The organism is Pseudoalteromonas sp. G5_S1_54_S4, assembly GCF_054968565.1.
This window is the reverse complement of the sequence record NZ_JBQKUL010000018.1, coordinates 19115-36652: the sequence shown is the minus strand read 5'-3', so window position 1 is coordinate 36652 and position 17538 is coordinate 19115. Positions and strand designations below refer to the sequence as shown.

At 41.4% G+C, this 17538-nt stretch carries 19 protein-coding genes; 15 read left to right on the top strand and 4 right to left on the bottom strand.

What is annotated here, in order from left to right; translation table 11 throughout:
- The first annotated feature begins 1 nt into the window (after window position 1).
- Both ACTRWE_RS08980 and rlmA read left to right on the top strand, forming a co-directional pair.
- Window positions 2-649, top strand: coding sequence for an energy-coupling factor ABC transporter permease (locus ACTRWE_RS08980; RefSeq protein ID WP_350606697.1), 648 nt, complete (start codon window positions 2-4; stop codon window positions 647-649).
- Window positions 646-1449: a 23S rRNA (guanine(745)-N(1))-methyltransferase gene (gene rlmA, locus ACTRWE_RS08975; RefSeq protein WP_013464793.1), complete on the top strand. Its 804-nt coding sequence runs from the start codon at window positions 646-648 to the stop codon at window positions 1447-1449. Before ACTRWE_RS08980 ends, rlmA begins: the two co-directional genes overlap by 4 nt.
- Here rlmA and yfbV read toward each other — a convergent pair.
- Window positions 1433-1879, bottom strand: coding sequence for a terminus macrodomain insulation protein YfbV (gene yfbV / locus ACTRWE_RS08970; protein ID WP_016899917.1), 447 nt, complete (start codon window positions 1877-1879; stop codon window positions 1433-1435). The genes rlmA and yfbV overlap by 17 nt on opposite strands.
- Window positions 1880-2132: 253 nt before the next feature.
- Between yfbV and ACTRWE_RS08965 the strand changes: the two genes are divergently transcribed.
- From ACTRWE_RS08965 to ACTRWE_RS08935, 7 genes are all read left to right on the top strand, one after another.
- On the top strand, window positions 2133-3347 hold the full coding sequence (locus ACTRWE_RS08965; protein ID WP_350606693.1) for an acetate kinase: 1215 nt from the start codon (window positions 2133-2135) through the stop codon (window positions 3345-3347).
- A gap of 1 nt (window position 3348) precedes the next feature.
- A complete protein-coding gene (pta, locus tag ACTRWE_RS08960; RefSeq protein ID WP_128583617.1) occupies window positions 3349-5502 on the top strand; it encodes a phosphate acetyltransferase in 2154 nt (717 codons plus the stop codon).
- A 221-nt stretch (window positions 5503-5723) separates the two neighbouring features.
- Window positions 5724-6110: an ACT domain-containing protein gene (locus tag ACTRWE_RS08955; RefSeq protein WP_029609972.1), complete on the top strand. Its 387-nt coding sequence runs from the start codon at window positions 5724-5726 to the stop codon at window positions 6108-6110.
- A 3-nt stretch (window positions 6111-6113) separates the two neighbouring features.
- Window positions 6114-6611 carry a PTS glucose transporter subunit IIA gene (locus ACTRWE_RS08950; protein WP_013464788.1) on the top strand — a complete coding sequence of 166 codons (498 nt, stop codon included), beginning with the start codon at window positions 6114-6116 and terminating at the stop codon, window positions 6609-6611.
- A 4-nt stretch (window positions 6612-6615) separates the two neighbouring features.
- Window positions 6616-6960, top strand: a complete 345-nt coding sequence (locus ACTRWE_RS08945) for an ArsC family reductase (protein WP_013464787.1) — start codon at window positions 6616-6618, stop codon at window positions 6958-6960.
- On the top strand, window positions 6960-8090 hold the full coding sequence (dapE, locus tag ACTRWE_RS08940; protein WP_013464786.1) for a succinyl-diaminopimelate desuccinylase: 1131 nt from the start codon (window positions 6960-6962) through the stop codon (window positions 8088-8090). Before ACTRWE_RS08945 ends, dapE begins: the two co-directional genes overlap by 1 nt.
- Window positions 8090-8785, top strand: a complete 696-nt coding sequence (locus ACTRWE_RS08935; protein WP_462879865.1) for a M15 family metallopeptidase — start codon at window positions 8090-8092, stop codon at window positions 8783-8785. Before dapE ends, ACTRWE_RS08935 begins: the two co-directional genes overlap by 1 nt.
- Here the strand turns inward: ACTRWE_RS08935 and ACTRWE_RS08930 are convergent.
- Window positions 8772-9647, bottom strand: a complete 876-nt coding sequence (locus ACTRWE_RS08930; RefSeq protein WP_028835848.1) for a DMT family transporter — start codon at window positions 9645-9647, stop codon at window positions 8772-8774. The two genes, ACTRWE_RS08935 and ACTRWE_RS08930, sit on opposite strands and share 14 nt — an antisense overlap.
- A gap of 216 nt (window positions 9648-9863) precedes the next feature.
- On the opposite strand from ACTRWE_RS08930, the gene ACTRWE_RS08925 reads away from it, so the two are divergent.
- The 4 genes from ACTRWE_RS08925 to ACTRWE_RS08910 are packed head-to-tail and all read left to right on the top strand — an operon-like array spanning window position 9864 to window position 12774.
- Complete coding sequence (locus ACTRWE_RS08925) at window positions 9864-11228, top strand: COG3014 family protein (protein ID WP_462879864.1); 1365 nt, start codon at window positions 9864-9866, stop codon at window positions 11226-11228.
- A gap of 8 nt (window positions 11229-11236) precedes the next feature.
- Window positions 11237-11662 carry a YcfL family protein gene (locus ACTRWE_RS08920; RefSeq protein ID WP_016899910.1) on the top strand — a complete coding sequence of 142 codons (426 nt, stop codon included), beginning with the start codon at window positions 11237-11239 and terminating at the stop codon, window positions 11660-11662.
- A gap of 10 nt (window positions 11663-11672) precedes the next feature.
- Complete coding sequence (lpoB, locus tag ACTRWE_RS08915; RefSeq protein ID WP_051894383.1) at window positions 11673-12290, top strand: penicillin-binding protein activator LpoB; 618 nt, start codon at window positions 11673-11675, stop codon at window positions 12288-12290.
- Between the two features lie 16 nt (window positions 12291-12306).
- The gene (locus ACTRWE_RS08910) at window positions 12307-12774 is read left to right on the top strand and encodes an outer membrane lipoprotein (RefSeq protein ID WP_462879863.1); all 468 of its coding nucleotides are present in this window, start codon (window positions 12307-12309) and stop codon (window positions 12772-12774) included.
- 97 nt (window positions 12775-12871) lie between these two features.
- Here ACTRWE_RS08910 and ACTRWE_RS08905 read toward each other — a convergent pair whose 3' ends face one another.
- Both ACTRWE_RS08905 and ACTRWE_RS08900 read right to left on the bottom strand, forming a co-directional pair.
- Complete coding sequence (locus ACTRWE_RS08905; RefSeq protein ID WP_462879862.1) at window positions 12872-13318, bottom strand: DUF4826 family protein; 447 nt, start codon at window positions 13316-13318, stop codon at window positions 12872-12874.
- Window positions 13319-13437: 119 nt separating this feature from the next.
- Entirely contained in the window at window positions 13438-14832 is a 1395-nt protein-coding gene (locus ACTRWE_RS08900) for a M28 family peptidase (protein WP_462879861.1), read from the bottom strand.
- A 280-nt stretch (window positions 14833-15112) separates the two neighbouring features.
- Here ACTRWE_RS08900 and ACTRWE_RS08895 point away from each other — a divergent pair, with 280 nt between their 5' ends.
- Window positions 15113-15568 carry a phosphate-starvation-inducible PsiE family protein gene (locus tag ACTRWE_RS08895; RefSeq protein WP_013464778.1) on the top strand — a complete coding sequence of 152 codons (456 nt, stop codon included), beginning with the start codon at window positions 15113-15115 and terminating at the stop codon, window positions 15566-15568.
- Between the two features lie 110 nt (window positions 15569-15678).
- Window positions 15679-17526 carry an ABC transporter ATP-binding protein gene (locus ACTRWE_RS08890; RefSeq protein WP_462879860.1) on the top strand — a complete coding sequence of 616 codons (1848 nt, stop codon included), beginning with the start codon at window positions 15679-15681 and terminating at the stop codon, window positions 17524-17526.
- The last annotated feature ends 12 nt before the right edge of the window (window positions 17527-17538 follow it).

The window sequence follows — 17538 nt, the reverse complement described above, 5'->3', positions numbered from 1 at the left end:
TATGCTAAGCGTGCAATTACAGGCATTACTGTGGATTGGTGTTATTGCTATTGGCTTTTTAAGTGTTAATAAATCAACATACGCCAATTTATTTAATACGCCATCTAGGCAAACTGGCGTGTTTGCCTGCGCGCTGGTGCTCGCTTTACTATGGCGTATAAAAGCCGGTATTTTACCTGGTCTTGATCTTCATATATTGGGCATTACTGCTGTTACGCTGATTTTAGGCTGGCGTCTGGCTATTTTAAGTTGTGTATTAGCTACAGCCCTGCTAACTGCTTTTGGACAAATAGCATTCGAGCTGATTGCGGTAAAATTACTAATAAGTGCGTTTATTCCAGTATTATTAAGCTACTTTGTATTTATGCTTTGTTACCACTACTTAGCGCGGCACTTTTTTATCTATATATTTGTTTGTAGCTTTTTAACGGCTGGTGTCGTTGCTTGCGTTAACATTATACTCGGGGGTGTTTTTTATTACGCAATTGGCGAATATAATTGGCATCAGCTAACAGAAAACTACATTTATCTCAGTCCTATTTTAGCGTTTCCTGAAGCAATGCTAAACGGTATGGCAATAACTGTTATGATCACCTATCGCCCGCACTGGGTAAAAACTTTTTTTGATAAGGACTATTTAGGCTCATGAGTCTTCATTACCATTGCCCTATTTGCAAACTTCCATTGGCACTTAATGAAAAAACATTACGCTGTGATAATAACCACAGCTTTGATTTTGCCAAAGAAGGCTATGTAAACTTACTCCCCGTGCAAAATAAAAACTCTAAACAGCCCGGTGACTCTTTAGAAATGGTACAAGCAAGGCGTTCTTTTTTAGAGCAAGGCCATTATGCATTTTTACAGACGGCCTTAGCTAATTTAGTCAAACCGCTCAATGCAAATATAGTGATTGATTTAGGGTGTGGCGAGGGGTTTTACACCCATGCTATAGCAAATAACACGCAAGCTACTGTGTATGGAGTTGATATATCTAAGTCGGCGGTAAAATACGCAGCAAAACGATACAAACAATGTCAATTTAGCGTGGCATCAATAAGCCACGCGCCCTTTAATGATCACCTTGCTGATGTGTTAATTAGCGTGTTTGCCCCTTTGTTTGACGATGAACTTTCTCGCCTTGTTAAAGAGGATGGCTGTTTAGTGGTGGCAAGCCCTGGGCCTATGCACCTCAAAGAGTTGAAGAAATATATCTATAATACGGTAAATGAGCATACTGAAGTTGCTACGCCAACAGGCTTTAAACAATCATCGCAACAGCTCATTACAGAGCAAGTGTCACTCACATTTAGCGACGTAAGAAATTTAATAATGATGACACCCTTTGCATGGAAGTTCAGACCCGAGCATTGGCAGGCACTTGAACAAAAACAGCATCACAAGGTTACCTTGTCATTTTATATTAGCCAGTTTGTTAAAACTGCTCTTTAGTAAAGGTTTTATCCATTTTATCAAACATGTCTTTTAACAATTCAGCAAGCTCCAAATAGCGGGGCTTGTTTTTCCCCATTTGTGCGTCGTAACCGTTGGCGATCATTTTTGCAAACAACTCGTTGTACCATTGCAGCATAGCGGGTTCTAATTCTGTTTGCGCACGTTTACCTAGCCATAAAAGCCCTTGTAACGGCAAGGAGATAAAAAATAGACTACTGGCAATAGCTTGAGGTAAAAAATCAGGGCCTAAATAATTAAGCTGAAAAAACAAAGTTAGCATGGCTAAAATAGGCATTACTGTAATCGCAAGCTCGGTTGCTCTGATCACTTTAAACTCGGCAAATAATGGCGCGACCTCTTTACGCATAGGCCATGTTTTAGCATAAGCGCGCCCTAATTGAACTTGTGATATCACACTTTTTTGCATTATAAATCCTCACAATCACGGCATTTAACACTTGTAAAAGCATCTTGCTTATAAAAGTGTAACACAACTCTCACTTTATCGGTAAAAATGCTTAATTTCATTAGTAAAACTCACAAAAAGCATAAATTATCGAAAGAATTCCACAAAGCCCTTTTAATAAAGTCAACTACACTTTAGTCTATACCCATTTAAGCTTACAATGCTTATATATCAACCAAGTGTACTGATTAATATTTAAATGGAAAATGAATCTATGCCAACTCTCCCAAAAAAAACAAACCATGTTTTGGTACTTAATTGTGGAAGCTCAAGTTTAAAGTTTGCAATTATTGATGCAAACACAGGAAACGACATTATTTCAGGTTTAGCTGAGCGCCTAGGTGCAGATGCTCCCTCAATAAAATATAAATTTAAGGGAGAAAAGACCACCATTAAACTTGCTGCTAATCAGGCACATGCCCATGCCATTGATACGCTGGTTGATTTAATAAAAGATCACAATCTTGATGAGCAACTAGTTGCTGTTGGTCATCGTGTTGTGCATGGTGGTGAGCATTTTACCCAATCAGTATTAATTGACGAACGCGTTATTGCAGGTATCACGCAAGCAGCTACGCTAGCACCTTTGCATGGCCACGCTAACTTACTGGGTATTTCATCAGCGCAAGCATCATTTAAAAATTTACCGCAAGTAGCCGTGTTCGACACGGCATTTCATCAAACGATGGATGAAGTCGCTTATCTTTATGCCCTTCCTTATCAGCTTTATAAAGACTTTGGTGTTAGGCGCTATGGTTTTCATGGCACCAGCCATTTTTATGTGGCAGGACAAACTGCGAAGTTGTTGGCACTTCCTATTGAAAACAGTAACTTTATTAGCGCCCACTTAGGAAACGGCTGTTCAGTGTGTGCGATTAAAAATGGCAAAAGTGTTGATACCAGTATGGGGTTAACCCCGCTTGAAGGGCTTGTTATGGGTACGCGCTGTGGCGACATTGATCCGGGCCTATTTAACTTTTTAACCACGCAACTCGATTACACTGCTCAGCAAATTGATGACTTACTCAATCAAAAAAGTGGTTTATTAGGCATAAGCGAGTTGTCTAACGATTGTCGCACCATAGAAGAAGCCGCTATTGCAGGCAACCAGCAAGCTATGCTGGCACTTAATATGTTTTGTTACCGCCTCGCAAAACAAATAGCCGCTTACATGGTTCCGCTGCAACAGCTAGACGCAGTTATTTTTACCGGCGGTATTGGCGAAAATTCCGATATTATCCGTGATAAAGTACTTAAACAATTGGCCTTTTTAGGTATTAATTTAGACCCACAAGCAAACCTTGATGCACGTTTTGGCCAAGCTGGGTTAATTAGTACAGCTGATTCACGTAGCAAAGCGGTTGTTATGCCCACTAACGAAGAATGGGTTATTGCACTTGATGCCGCAAACATCACCAAGGAGTTATAATATGGCTCGTCGTATTATGTTGGTTCCTATCTCTACAGGGGTAGGTTTAACCTCAGTATCAGTTGGTTTAGTAAGAGCGCTGGAACAAAAGACAGTTAAGGTTAACTTTTTCAAACCTATCGCCCAGCCGCGTGCAGGTGAAACTGGCCCTGAAAAATCGACCCAAATTGTCACTCAAGGCTCACCAATTAAGCCGCCAACACCGTTTGCGCTCAATTACGCAGAGCAAATGATCGGTGATGGTAAAGGTGATGACTTATTAGAGGAAATTGTTGAGCGTTTTCAAAGTAAGATCAACGATGACGAAGTGGCCATAATAGAAGGAATGGTGCCTACTCGTCGCCAACCTTATGCGGGACGCATAAACCGCGAAATCGCACAAACTTTAGGGGCGGATATCGTTTTTATACTTACCCCTGGCAATTACAACATTACTCAAATTGAAGACCGACTAGAAATAGCCGCTGGCAACTATGGTGGCATTGACCACCCTCGCGTGCTTGGCTGTATTTTTAATAAAGTAAACGCCCCCCTTGATGAGGAAGGTCGAGCTCGCGCCGATTTAGTCGATACCTATAAGCCAGAAGCGCTTGATAACGAATTAAACCGCTTAGCTTCTTTACCTATTTTTAGAAAAAACCCGTTTATGTTACTCGGTGCTATTCCGTGGGATTTTGAACTGGTTGCCCCACGTGTTAAAGATTTAAGTGCCTATTTAAAAGCCACTATTATTAACGAAGGCGATATGGTACACCGCCGACTCAGACGAATTACATTTTGTGCCCGCACCGTATCCAATATTTTAAACTATTTTACGCCAGGTGCGTTATTGGTAACCCCAGGCGATCGCTCTGATATACTCGTTGCAGCTTGCTTATCGGCCATGAATGGCACAAAACTAGGTGCAATTTTACTTACCGGTGGTTTTGAACCTGAGCCGCGCATTATGGCGCTATGCGAACAAGCTATGCAAACTGGTCTGCCAATTTTGGCAACCGAGGGCGATACCTGGCGCACTTCTTTATTGCTGCATAACTTTAACCTAGAAGTGCCTAGCGACGATGAACAACGCATAGAAAAAGTAAAAGATCATAACGCTGCACATATCGATTCTGATTGGTTAGACACATTAGCAAAAAGTGTGGGAAAAACCCGCAAGTTATCCCCCCCTGCCTTTAGGTATTTATTAACCGATAAAGCCCGTAAAGCGGATAAAACGATTGTGTTGCCTGAGGGTAACGAGCCTCGTACCATTAAAGCCGCTGCTATTTGTGGCCAGCGCGGCATAGCTAAAACAATTTTACTTGGCGATCGCGATGAAATATTACGCATTGCGGAGCAACAAGGGATTGAACTGAACGAGCATGTGACTGTAATAGAGCCAACTAGTATTATTAACGACTACGTGACACCTATGGTTGAGATTCGTAAAAACAAAGGCTTAACTGACGTTATTGCAAAGGAACAATTGCAAGATAACGTGGTACTGGGCACCATGATGCTAGAACAAGGGAAAGTCGATGGGCTGGTTTCAGGGGCAGTCAATACCACGGCCAATACTATTCGCCCGCCTTTACAGTTGATTAAAACCGCACCGGGTTCATCATTAGTCTCGTCGGTATTTTTTATGTTATTGCCTGATCAAGTGCTTGTTTATGGTGACTGTGCTATTAACCCTGATCCTAATGCTGAACAACTAGCCGACATTGCAATTCAATCTGCCGATTCTGCTGCCGCATTTGGCATAGAACCTCGTGTAGCAATGATAAGTTACAGCACGGGTAATTCGGGCAGTGGCGCTGATGTAGAAAAAGTCCGCGAAGCAACAAAAATTGCCCAACAAAAGCGTCCTGATCTCATTATCGATGGGCCATTGCAATACGATGCGGCCATTATGGAAAGTGTAGCTATTAAAAAAGCGCCAGATAGCCCGGTTGCCGGTAAAGCAACCGTGTTTATTTTCCCTGATTTAAATACGGGTAATACCACCTACAAAGCAGTGCAACGAAGTGCCGATTTGATCAGTATTGGTCCTATGTTACAAGGGATGCGCAAACCTGTTAACGACTTAAGCCGTGGCGCGTTAGTTGACGATATTGTGTATACCATTGCTTTAACAGCCATTCAGGCGGCGCAAGTAGAAGCGCTTAATTAAGGCCTGTAATTAACATGCCCTTTTTATAGCCTAGCCATTTTTTATTTAATAATTAACTGGTTAGGCTATTTATACCTCACAACCCCCAAGCTTATCCACAGAAATTGTGGACAATTATTTTTTAGCTAATAAAAATATAGCACTGCCTAAATTTGAGCCTTTAATTTAGCTTCAATACTCTATACTATAAAGCTATTATTTTGCTGCTGGCGATACGTTTAATGTCAAAACAAACATTACAATTACACAGCACCGTGTTATCTATTCATAGTTTAGCCCTTGATGCTGACATACCGCCTGCGCTGTTAAAGCAACCGTTATTTTTTATCTCAAAAACGCATGATGAACTGTCAGTTGTTTGCCCTGTCGACTTTATTATTGATAGCCAAGACACTGAATCTAATTGGCAAGCACTGGAAGTAATAGGCCCTTTAGGGTTTTCGTTAACTGGCATTATGGCAAACCTGTCAGGCGTATTAGCCAGAGCCGGCGTGTCCATTTTTTCGATATCCACATATGATACCGACTATATTTTAGTAAAAAAACAAACGGTCACCAAAGCAATTACAGCCCTTAAAGCCGATGGCTACAACGTGGTAACTCAATAAATAATGAAATCTGAAGACGTTAGCTATTTAACTAAAAATAAAATTGGCCGAAACGCGATACAAATCACGAGTCCGTTCAGTGGTAAAGTGATGCCAATGGAAGAGCATCCACAACCCTTTTTTCGTTTTGGCACACTCGGCCCAGGTATTGTTGTTAGTTTATCGAGTCATAAAGTATTAGCGCCCTTCAATGGCACCTTACTGCAGGTAAAAAGTGCCGGTTGTGAATTTATTTTAAAAGCAAATAACGGCTTAAAAGTATTAATAAACCTAGCGGTTCCCGATTCACAAACACTTACGCATACTCATATTGCTCAGCTTAACGGCAGCAAAATAACCAAAGGCCAACGCCTTGCCTATTTTGATTTACGTGAGCTCGACTCGCCTATTTTAGCCAGCCTAATAATTCTCAATGGCCATAATTTAGGCACTTTTCATTATTCTCACCCGCAAGTTAATGCCGGTGTAGATACCTTATTAACTATTATTAAAAAGAAGTAGATTTATGATCACTCTCTATGGCATTAGCAACTGCGATACAATTAAAAAAGCAAAAAAATACTTAAGCGATAACGACATTGCATTCACTTTCCACGACTATCGCAAAGACGGCGTTAATAACGACATGGTAAGCGACTTTGCAGAACATATTGATTGGGAACAATTGGTTAATAAGCGTGGCACAACGTACAGAGCGCTCACTGATGAGCAAAAACAAAGCTTGACTAAACAAACCGCTATAGATTTACTCGTTGAACAACCGGCGATGATCAAACGCCCTGTTCTTGTTAATAACGGGCAATATCACTTAGGCTTTAAAGCAGCACAATACGATGAGATTTTTAAATAATGACCCATCCAGTAATTACCCTAGCCCAAGCCTTAATTCAGCGAGAGTCGGTTACACCTGAAGATGCCGGGTGCCAACATATGATGAATGAACGCCTAAGCGCCATTGGCTTTGATATTGAATCGCTATTTTTTACCGATACCCTAAACACATGGGCACGTAAAGGGACCCAATCACCGCATTTTTGTTTTGCCGGTCATACTGATGTGGTGCCCACTGGGCCTGAAAAAAACTGGCAGCACCCGCCTTTTGCAGGCCTAATTGAAGACGGCTTATTGCATGGCCGTGGCGCTGCCGACATGAAAGGCTCATTAGCAGCGATGATTGTGGCAACCGAACGCTTTGTGACTAAGCATCCAGATCACAAAGGCTCCATTTCGTTTTTAATTACCTCAGATGAAGAAGGCCCGTTTATTAACGGCACTACCCGCGTTATTGATACTTTAGAGGAGCGCGGTGAAAAAATAGACATGTGCCTTGTAGGTGAACCCTCTTCTCGCGATGTACTCGGTGATGTGGTTAAAAATGGCCGCCGTGGTTCACTCACGGGGTTTTTAACTATAAAAGGCGTGCAAGGTCATGTGGCCTATCCACATTTAGCACAAAACCCAATTCATTTAGCCACGCCAGCTTTAACCGAGTTAAGCCAAACTGTGTGGGATATGGGTAATGACTTTTTTCCAGCCACCAGCTTTCAAATCTCTAATATTAATGGCGGTACGGGCGCAGGCAATGTGATCCCTGGGGAGCTAGAGGTACAATTTAATTTTAGATTTAGTACCGAAGTTACTCATCAACAACTACAACAAAAAGTAAATGCCATTTTACAAAAACACAATTTAAATTATGAACTCAATTGGATTGTGAATGGCTTGCCGTTTTTAACCGATCACGGCCCATTGGTTGATGCCACCGTAGCCGCCATTAAATCGGTAACGGGGTTAACCACTAACTTAGAAACAACAGGTGGCACCTCAGATGGTCGTTTTATCGCACAAACGGGTGCTAAAGTTATTGAATTAGGGCCACGTAATGCCACTATTCATAAAGTGGACGAGTGTGTTAGCACCGACGACCTAATCGCGCTGGCCGATATTTACGAACAAATATTAGAGCACCTGTTAACTTAATGACTGCAAATAAAGAACTCATACAATGCATCACTGGCCAAAGTGATGCACATTTAGTTGCCATACAAAATCACTTTTTGCATGCCGATATTGTAAATGACTTTATTGCACTGCAAACTGCGGCTGCATCAGCAGGCTTTGATTTATGTATTGCATCAAGTTTTCGGGATTTTAACCGTCAATCAGCTATTTGGAACGCTAAATTTTCCGCTAAGCGGCCGGTATTAAACAAAGCGCAGCAACACGTTGATATTAATTCGCTCAGTGATATTGATAAATGCATTGCCATTATGCTTTATTCTGCGCTACCGGGGGCAAGTCGCCATCATTTAGGGACTGATTTAGATATTTACGATAAAGGCGCAGTGAGTGACGATTATGTTTTGCAATTGAGCCCTAATGAATATCAGCAAGGTGGGCCTTTTGCTAAACTAAGCCAATGGCTAGACACTCATCTAGCAGAATTTGGATTTTATCGACCTTACCAGTACGACTTGGGCGGGGTAGCTCCTGAGCTTTGGCATATTAGCCACATAGCGCAATCAGCGCAGCTTATTCGCCACCTTACGCCAGAAGTGTTACACGACTGCATTAAAAACAGTGATTTATTAGGTAAAGACGCTATTTTAACCCACTTACCTGCATTGTATGAACGCTTTGTGATCAATGTAAGTCCACCAGCTAAGCAGTTTTAGTCTTTTTATTTAAAGTAAAAACTAATACCGCTAGTAAAATGATACTGCTGGGGAGCATAAATTGTACAGTTAATGTCTCTGATAAAAACACTGCCCCTGCAATAGCCGCCAAAACGGGTACGCATAACTGCACTATGGCTGCATGCGTGCTCTTTAATAGTGGCATAGCCACATACCAAATACTATACCCTACGCCAGATGCGATGGCACCTGAGGCTATTGCAAGTAACGCCCCTTCGATACGTATATTTTTAAGCTGGCTCATTCCCACCACAATTAAAATAGGTAGCACTAATAAACTACGAATAAAATTAAAGGCAGTGGCTCTTAGCGGCGACACACACGCCTTGCCACGAATACTGTAAATTCCCCACGCAATGCCACTTATACTCATTAATAATGCAGCCATCAGCGGTGGGGCTGTCTGTGAGGGCAGCATTAAGTAAACAAATGCCGCAAACGCCACTATAAATGCAAGCCATTGCACAGCACTTAAACGCTCTTGTTTATATATGCCCCAGCCAATCATTGTAAATTGCACCGCCGAGAATAAAATAAGCGCCCCCATGCCGGTATCAAGCTCGATATAAGCAACAGAAAAACACAGCGCATATATCAATAAGCTAGCACTGCTTCGCCAACTGCCAGTATCGTTAATAATAGGATTACTTAACTGCGCTTTTTTATTTAACTGCCTAGTATAGAGCAGCATAATAATGGTCAAACACACTGCCCCGCTCAGTAACCTAATAACGGTAAAATTCCACGCATCAATGTAGCCTTGCGCCAACGCTAACCGACATAATAACGAATTTGCAGCAAAGGCAACTAACGCGATAATAGTAAACAGTGTTGCTTTCAAATTAATTCCTAACGTATTGATAAATATGTACCGTATTTATATACCGATTAAATTAACGTCCAATGTTGTAAACGTTACCATGGTTATTTTTTAAATGATAAAGTTTTTATTAAGGGTTTTTGTTCTATGTTTATACACTACGCTTTTTTACAATCTTTCACACTTGTATTTATTGGCAGTATGTTAACCTTACAGAATAAATAAGAAGGAGTGCGCGTGCGTCACATTTTAATTTTTAGTCTTTGCTTTATTGTAAGTGGTTGCAGCACCATTGGCTTTGACGATCTCTTTAATGATTACGCCACTAATACCACCCCTATTAGACAAGCCATTACGAATAATAATATTGAGAGTGCACGCTCCTTAATAAGCAAAAACAGCAAAACACACAGTAATTATTTATTGAGCCAATTAGAACAAGGCCGTATCGCGGATTTAGCCAATAACCCCGATAACGCACAAGTTCATTTTGAAACTGTCTATCAACAAATGCAATCTAAGCGCCAAGCTGCAAAAATACAAGTAAGTGCTGGGCTTGAGCAAAGTAATGCGCTGTTAACCAACGACTCAGTTATTGGTTATACACCGCCCGCCTACGAAATGAGTATGTTGCATAGCTACAAAGCGCTCAATTATGTTTATAAACATGATATTGAAAGCGCCTTAGTTGAAATACGCCGTGCTAATAAAGTACAAGTTGATGAACTATTAAGTAATCAAAGCGAATTTGATAATGCGGTTGCCCAAGCACAGCAACACTATCCCGATATGGATAACTTAATTCGCTCGGTCAAAAATGGCTTTCAAAATGCGTACACGTTTTATTTATCAGGGTTACTATATGAAACAGCAAAGCAAGGTGATGATGCCTACATAGACTATAAAAAAGCGCTCGAAATACAACCTAACAATCCGTATTTACAACACGATGTACTGCGTCTTGCTAAGCAGCAAGGTTTTGCTGATGACTATAACCAATTTAAACGCCAGTTTGGTGAAGTTAACATCTTAGAAAAAAACCAAGGCGAAGTGGTTATATTATTCGAACAAGGCCTGATACCAAAACAACACGAATTTAAATTACGATTACCCATTTATACTTCACAGGGAGACGCCCGCTTTTATAGTCTCGCCATGCCCATTTATATAAATAATGCTTATGTAAGCACCGTTAACAACGTCAAAATTAATGACCACGTATTATCACTAAGCCCGTTAGTACACTTAGAAGCACTGGCCGCTAAAACGTTAGAGCAGCAAGTTGCTGGGCGCGTATCGAGGCAAATATTGCGCTTAGTGGCGAAAGAAAAGCTGCGCGCTGAGCTTGCCCGCAGTGGCGGTGATGTGGGGAATATTTTAGCAAACTTATATAATCTTGCATCTGAGCAAGCCGATACCCGCAGCTGGCTTACCTTACCCAATCAAATTAGCCTTGCCCGCAGTGCAGTGGCTGCAGGCGAACATACCTTAAATGTTGGCTCACAACCGCCAATAAATTTTACCGTTAGTAAGCAAAGGTTAACGTTAATCTACCTAACCTCTGTTAATAACTATTTTAACTCCCATGTAGTGCAACTTTAGGAGCCATCATGAAATACATACTCCCCATTATTGCGTTGTTTATGCTTAGCGCATGTAGCAGCCGACCTGTAACCTCAGGCATTGGAGTTGAACAAACTACCAACGCCTACAAAGAGCAGCTCAATGTTAACAATCCACAGTTAGCAAAAAAGCTATTAATTAGTGATGTAAAAACTCGTCAAACAAATAACCTAACCGACGTGGTAGTCACCTTGGCAAGTACCTATAAAAAGTCACAATATTTACAGTATCAATTTAACTGGTTTGATAAAGATGGCTTTGTAATTAAAGGCAACCACTCGCCGTGGCAAGCCCTCACATTATTTGGCTTTGCTAAAACTCAGCTTGCAGGGCTCGCGCCTAGCCCTAATGCTGTTACTTTCTCTTTAGCTGTAAGAGAAGTGTCTACTGAAGCACAAGAATTTAAAGATTAAGGAAACCATGATGATCAATAAACAATTTAAATCACTCTCTGGCTATGCAATTTTAGGCTTAGCCGCACTCACACTAACAGGCTGTGCTAATAAAGCTGTCGTTAGTTATGGTGATGCACAAGCCGTAGAAACCACAGATATAAACTTTGGCTCTACCGACCTACAAAAAGTAGCCTCGCAAATGACCGACTCACTGCTCAGTTCGCCAGTGGTTGGTACTATGACTGCCAATACCCGCCCTGTGGTATTTGTTGAGCGTATTAAAAACAAAACCAGTGAACACATAGACACTGAGTCAATTACCGACTCAATTTCGACTCAATTACTTCGCAGTGGAAAATTTAGATTTGTTGATATGACTCGTGTAGAAGCGGTTCGTGAACAACTTACATTTCAAAATGAAGATGCACTGATCAATCCAAGCACTGCGGTGGCCTTTGGTAAACAAATTGGTGCGCAATATATGCTGTACGGTAACCTATCGAGCATTGTTAAATCCAATGCTGACAAAGCCGATGTGTACTACAAATTTACAATGCGCTTAATGGATATGCAAAGTGGCCTTGTTGAATGGGCCGACGAAACTGAAATTCGTAAAACCCGTGAAAAATCTACCTTTGGTTGGTAACTAACTGGAGCGAACCATGAAAACGCTTAGCTTATTTTTATGCACTTTATTAATATTTAGTGCCCCCACTTTTGCCAAGTATGAACGCAATAAAGCCGTTCCTGTGCAGCAAGTACTATTTGGTAAAGTGAAGTCGGTGCGCAACATTACAGAGCAACAATTGGTTCACGATAAAAGTAACGGCTGGAAAACCTTTGGCGGTGCCTTACTAGGCGGTGTTATTGGTAACCAGTTTGGCGGCGGCAGTGGTCGCACGGTAGCGACTATTTTAGGATCAGTGATTGGTGGTAATGTTGCGCATAATCAGCAACAGACACAACGCTATGATAACCTCCAATTAGTTGAACTACTTATACAAGTAGAAAGTGGTGAACAATTTATGGTGGTACAAGATAGCGATCCCGCTATGCGTTTTCACCAAGGTGATAATGTGCGTCTTATTTATTTAACTAATAACACAGTGCGCGTAGATAGCGCTTATTAGAGTCGTTTATGTTTCGAGCTTAATTATTAAAGTTCCAACAAAAAACCTAACTTAGGTCACTAAGTTAGGTTTTTTTATACGTATTCACTTTTATTTATTAAGCGGGTTCTTTTGCCCACAGCTGCTCGTTTTCATGCATTTCATATAAACCATGAGCACGGTTAATCAGTAAATTTGCAAAATCAGCTTGGGTTTTATCTCGCGCACCTGCGGTAATAATTTGATCGGCCTTTAACTGCCACTGCAGTGAAAAATAACGCATAGCATCGCGTGCATCTTTTGCTGCAGATGCTTCAGCGTGATCAGTTGGTAAACGACCAGTGATCACCCAATAGCTTTTACCGTTTTGCGCTTTAAATTTCCATAGCGCGCATAAAGGCGCTAAAAAACGGCTTTCTTTTTCAAGCAATGTTTTGGGCATAATGCCTTTTTCAGCTAAATGTTTTTGCGCATTTTGAAAACATTCGCGCTGCCATTGAATTTCTTGTTGCTGAAGTTCAGCTTGCTGCTCTGATGTTAATGGTTTTTGTTCTTGTTGCTGCATTTTAATAACCTTTTTACTTCTTTGTTTACACTTTAAGGGCATAACAAATAAGGCGCAAGCATAAATAGCGTGCTTAACACCTTATTCGCAGCTGTTTGCTGGGTTTTTAAGCAAACCGATTATTTTATGTTGTGATCAAACGACCCCACATCACCGGGGAACACCACTGGCGATTCAACCCCCTGTTTATTCACGCTAGCAACGCCAAAATAGTAGTTATCAATAACCACATTTTTAAGCGTAAACTCGCTAACATTATCAACCCATTGGCTGTATTGCCATTGTGGCTCACTCGTATAGCGCCAGTAAATTTTGTAACCGGCAATATTTTTATCATCCGATGGTTGCCAAGAAAGTGTGGTACTGGCGCGTACGGCACCACTAATTTTCACTTCTTTCGGTGGCGCTGGTGCCCATGCCATTGACGCTAGGCTCACCGCATTCAATGACGTGAGTTTTGCGGCGTAATCAAAATCAACCCCATCAATGGTATCACCGTACACTATGCCATTTTCGGTGCGTAGGTCTTGATGTTGACGGTCGTAATGCTCGTTAGTTTCCATTATACGTACAGCCGCAAAGCCCGCGTCATTAAATGGGCGATGATGCCCTCCTCGAGCAAATCGGTCGAGTCTGTACACCAGCATAGTGTCTAAATTTTCAATGTATTTATCGGCAATGGTGTCTATGTAACGCGCTAAATTACGACTCGCTGAGTCAACTTCGCCACCTGTAAAACGACGAGTACGTGCTTGCTCTTTGGTTTCAACCACTCGCGTCCCTTCAGAAAAAATACGTGCAGTGGTGTTATCGGTTACGCCATTAATACCGGTAATATTACCAATCATGTCGTTATTTAAAACACCATGAACCTGCCAATTATTTTTTTGCGCATAAGCGGTTAAAATTTTACCGCCAAATAAACCTTGCTCTTCACCTGAGAGCGCCGCGTAAACAACCGAGCCATTAAATGTATATTGCGATAGCACCCGTGCCGCTTCAATCACACCGGCAACCCCTGATGCATTATCGTTTGCACCTGGCGCATCGCTGGTAAAATCCATTACATCACTAACGCGCGAGTCTATATCACCCGACATCATCACTATACGATTAGGCTCAGTACTGCCGCGCTGAATCGCAATTATGTTAACCACTTCTACAGGGTTAGGAATGCGCTTTTCTCCCGAAATGGTTTGTTTTACCTCTATTATTTCTAAGCAGCCACCACATTGTGCCGAAATCGCTTCAAATTCTTTTTTAATCCAACGCCTTGCCGCGCCAATACCACGTGTATCAGACTTAGTCTCTGATAGCGTATGTCGCGTACCAAAACCCACCAGCGTTTGAATATCACTCTCAATACGCTGCGCCGAAATTTCTTGTGCAATTTTATGCAATGATGCTTGTTGTGTAGACTCGCCAGCAAAGCTTGTAAGCGTTACAGAACTTAATGATGCCAACACACCATACTTTATAAGTCGATTAACTAACTTTAAACCTAAATTAGACATAGCATTGTTATCCTCATAATGAATGCCACCAACATGACAGCAGAAACCAATAACCGCAAACCTTTTGAGATAGACACTAAAAATCACACGCTTAATTACATATTATTAACACCTTGAATTTTACTTAGAATTTAACCCTCACCAAACAAGTCCCCTGTTCAAGCACACTATTTTAATAAAAATAATCACTTATACTGTTTTGACCGTATATAGTGCTAAACATAATTAATCAGCTATCATTTTATAAAGGCTAATTTAATCAATAAGGTGCTGAAATAACATGAAGAAACACGAAGAATTACCAGAGGATCATGTTGATCCCCTGATGCAGTATTTACATCATGCTATTCGCTTTGCAATTAAAATACTGGCAGTGCTCATGGTGCTGGTTATTTTTTGGAGTATTGCTGATGTAGTGTATGTTTTATACATGCGGTTAAGTTCTCCGCCTTATTTTTTATTAAATATTGAAGACATTCTGCAAACCTTTGGTGCCTTTATGGTGGTGCTAATTGCGGTAGAAATATTTACTAACATTCGGTTATATTTGGGCTCAAGCTCGCTGCCTGTTGAACTGGTTATTGCTACCGCATTGATGGCTGTGGCGCGTAAAATTATTGTCCTCGATTTAAAATTAGTGACCTCAGAGCAAATTGTTGGCCTGGCGTTAGTTACCTTAGCACTGGGTATATCGTATTGGCTGGTAAAAAATAAAACCGGCCACACCAAGCTATAAACGGTTAACTCAACTTGAGTTAACCGATGCACACCTCATTCCCACTGCGCCTTTGTGTTTTACAATGGTATAGTGGGACATCTTTATAAATATTTAATTAAGCAGTTAATATGTATCGACTATTTGAACGGATGACTAAACCGTTCCCAGAGCGTTCTCCATCTCAGCCTCCTAAAACCCTTTTTGCATTTTGTCGTCACTACACTAAAGGCATGGAACTGTCGTTAGTGCTTATGTCGCTCAGTGCCGCATTACTCGCTATTTTAGAGGTGTCTTTATTTAGTTATATGGGCCAACTGGTTGACTGGCTTGGCGAATACACACCTGAAGAGCTGTTTTCGCAGCAACAACCCGCGCTAATAAAAATGGGGTTAATGCTTTTAGTCGTCATGCCTGTAGTGGTGTTTTTTAGATCAGCTATTTTACATCAATCGCTATTGGGCAATTACCCTATGTCGATTCGTTGGTTGGCACACCGTTATTTACTGCGTCAAAGTGTCAGCTTTTATCAAAACGAATTTGCTGGGCGTATCGCTACAAAAGTATTACAAACCTCATTAGCAGTACGTGAGTCAGTCACTAAGTTACTTGATGTACTTATGTACATTGCTGTTTATTTTGGCTCAATGGTGTTTTTAGTGGCCGCCTCAGACTGGCGTTTAATGTTGCCATTATTAGTGTGGTTAGCATTGTATATTTGCGTGCAAATTTACTTTGTACCCCGATTAAAAAGTATTGCCAGTTCACAAGCTGATGCACGCTCAGAAATGACCGGCCGTATCGTCGACAGCTACACAAATATTTCAACCATTAAGCTGTTTTCTTACACCCAACGCGAAGAACAATACGCTAAACAAAGTATGGATGTATTTTTACAGCCTGTTTATAAACAAATGCGCTTGGTCACCAGCTTAAACGTGGTTATTCAAAGCTTAAACTATTTGTTAGTGTTTTCGGTAGCAGCGGTGTCTTTGTATTTATGGTCGTTAAGCGCCATTAGTGCAGGAGCGATTGCCGTGGCATTGAGTTTATCGTTAAGGCTTAATGGAATGGCCCAATGGATCATGTGGGAAATTAGCAGCTTGTTTGAAAACATTGGCACCGTGGCTGATGGCATGCGCACCCTTTCTAATCCTATTGCGGTTGCTGACAAACCAGAAGCCGAAACGTTACAGGTCACCCAAGGGGCAATCGACTTTAATAATGTACATTTTAACTACGGTAAAGCCGCGAATGAAAATAACCGTGGCCCCGTAATAAACGGATTAAACTTAAACATTAAACCCGGTGAAAAAATCGGCTTAGTGGGTCGCTCTGGCGCGGGTAAATCCACCTTAGTTAACTTGTTGCTGCGCTTTTACGACACCGACAAAGGCAGCATTAGTATTGATGGCCAAAATATTACGGATGTAAGCCAAGAAAGCCTTCGCCGCTATATTGCTATGGTTACCCAAGATACATCCCTACTACATCGCTCAGTAAAAGATAACATTTTATACGGCAGACCCGATGCCACAGAAGCCGAAATGCTCGATGCGACTAAGCAAGCCAAAGCCCTTGATTTTATAACCGATTTAGAAGACAGCAAAGGCAACAAAGGCTTTGATGCGCAAGTTGGCGAACGAGGGGTCACCCTGTCAGGCGGTCAGCGCCAACGTATTGCTATTGCACGCGTACTACTTAAAAACGCACCAATCCTCATACTTGATGAAGCCACCAGCGCTTTAGACTCAGAAGTCGAAGCGGCTATTCAAGCAAGCTTAGATGATTTAATGACAGGTAAAACAGTCATTGCCATCGCCCATCGATTATCAACCATTGCACAAATGGACAGACTTATCGTACTGGATGATGGCGGCGTTGTAGAGCAAGGCAGTCACGATGAATTAATTGCCCAAGGCGGCATTTACGCTGCTCTTTGGGCACATCAAACCGGCGGCTTTATTGGCGTTGAGTAATTAAACTAATTG

Bases quoted from the DNA above. Each gene is read 5' to 3' on its own strand.
- ACTRWE_RS08980 (WP_350606697.1), top strand. From the start codon at position 2: ATGCTAAGCGTGCAATTACAGGCATTACTGTGGATTGGTGTTATTGCT.
- rlmA (WP_013464793.1), top strand. From the start codon at position 646: ATGAGTCTTCATTACCATTGCCCTATTTGCAAACTTCCATTGGCACTT.
- yfbV (WP_016899917.1), bottom strand. From the start codon at position 1,879: ATGCAAAAAAGTGTGATATCACAAGTTCAATTAGGGCGCGCTTATGCT.
- ACTRWE_RS08965 (WP_350606693.1), top strand. From the start codon at position 2,133: ATGCCAACTCTCCCAAAAAAAACAAACCATGTTTTGGTACTTAATTGT.
- pta (WP_128583617.1), top strand. From the start codon at position 3,349: ATGGCTCGTCGTATTATGTTGGTTCCTATCTCTACAGGGGTAGGTTTA.
- ACTRWE_RS08955 (WP_029609972.1), top strand. From the start codon at position 5,724: ATGTCAAAACAAACATTACAATTACACAGCACCGTGTTATCTATTCAT.
- ACTRWE_RS08950 (WP_013464788.1), top strand. From the start codon at position 6,114: ATGAAATCTGAAGACGTTAGCTATTTAACTAAAAATAAAATTGGCCGA.
- ACTRWE_RS08945 (WP_013464787.1), top strand. From the start codon at position 6,616: ATGATCACTCTCTATGGCATTAGCAACTGCGATACAATTAAAAAAGCA.
- dapE (WP_013464786.1), top strand. From the start codon at position 6,960: ATGACCCATCCAGTAATTACCCTAGCCCAAGCCTTAATTCAGCGAGAG.
- ACTRWE_RS08935 (WP_462879865.1), top strand. From the start codon at position 8,090: ATGACTGCAAATAAAGAACTCATACAATGCATCACTGGCCAAAGTGAT.
- ACTRWE_RS08920 (WP_016899910.1), top strand. From the start codon at position 11,237: ATGAAATACATACTCCCCATTATTGCGTTGTTTATGCTTAGCGCATGT.
- lpoB (WP_051894383.1), top strand. From the start codon at position 11,673: ATGATCAATAAACAATTTAAATCACTCTCTGGCTATGCAATTTTAGGC.
- ACTRWE_RS08910 (WP_462879863.1), top strand. From the start codon at position 12,307: ATGAAAACGCTTAGCTTATTTTTATGCACTTTATTAATATTTAGTGCC.
- ACTRWE_RS08905 (WP_462879862.1), bottom strand. From the start codon at position 13,318: ATGCAGCAACAAGAACAAAAACCATTAACATCAGAGCAGCAAGCTGAA.
- ACTRWE_RS08900 (WP_462879861.1), bottom strand. From the start codon at position 14,832: ATGTCTAATTTAGGTTTAAAGTTAGTTAATCGACTTATAAAGTATGGT.
- ACTRWE_RS08895 (WP_013464778.1), top strand. From the start codon at position 15,113: ATGAAGAAACACGAAGAATTACCAGAGGATCATGTTGATCCCCTGATG.
- ACTRWE_RS08890 (WP_462879860.1), top strand. From the start codon at position 15,679: ATGTATCGACTATTTGAACGGATGACTAAACCGTTCCCAGAGCGTTCT.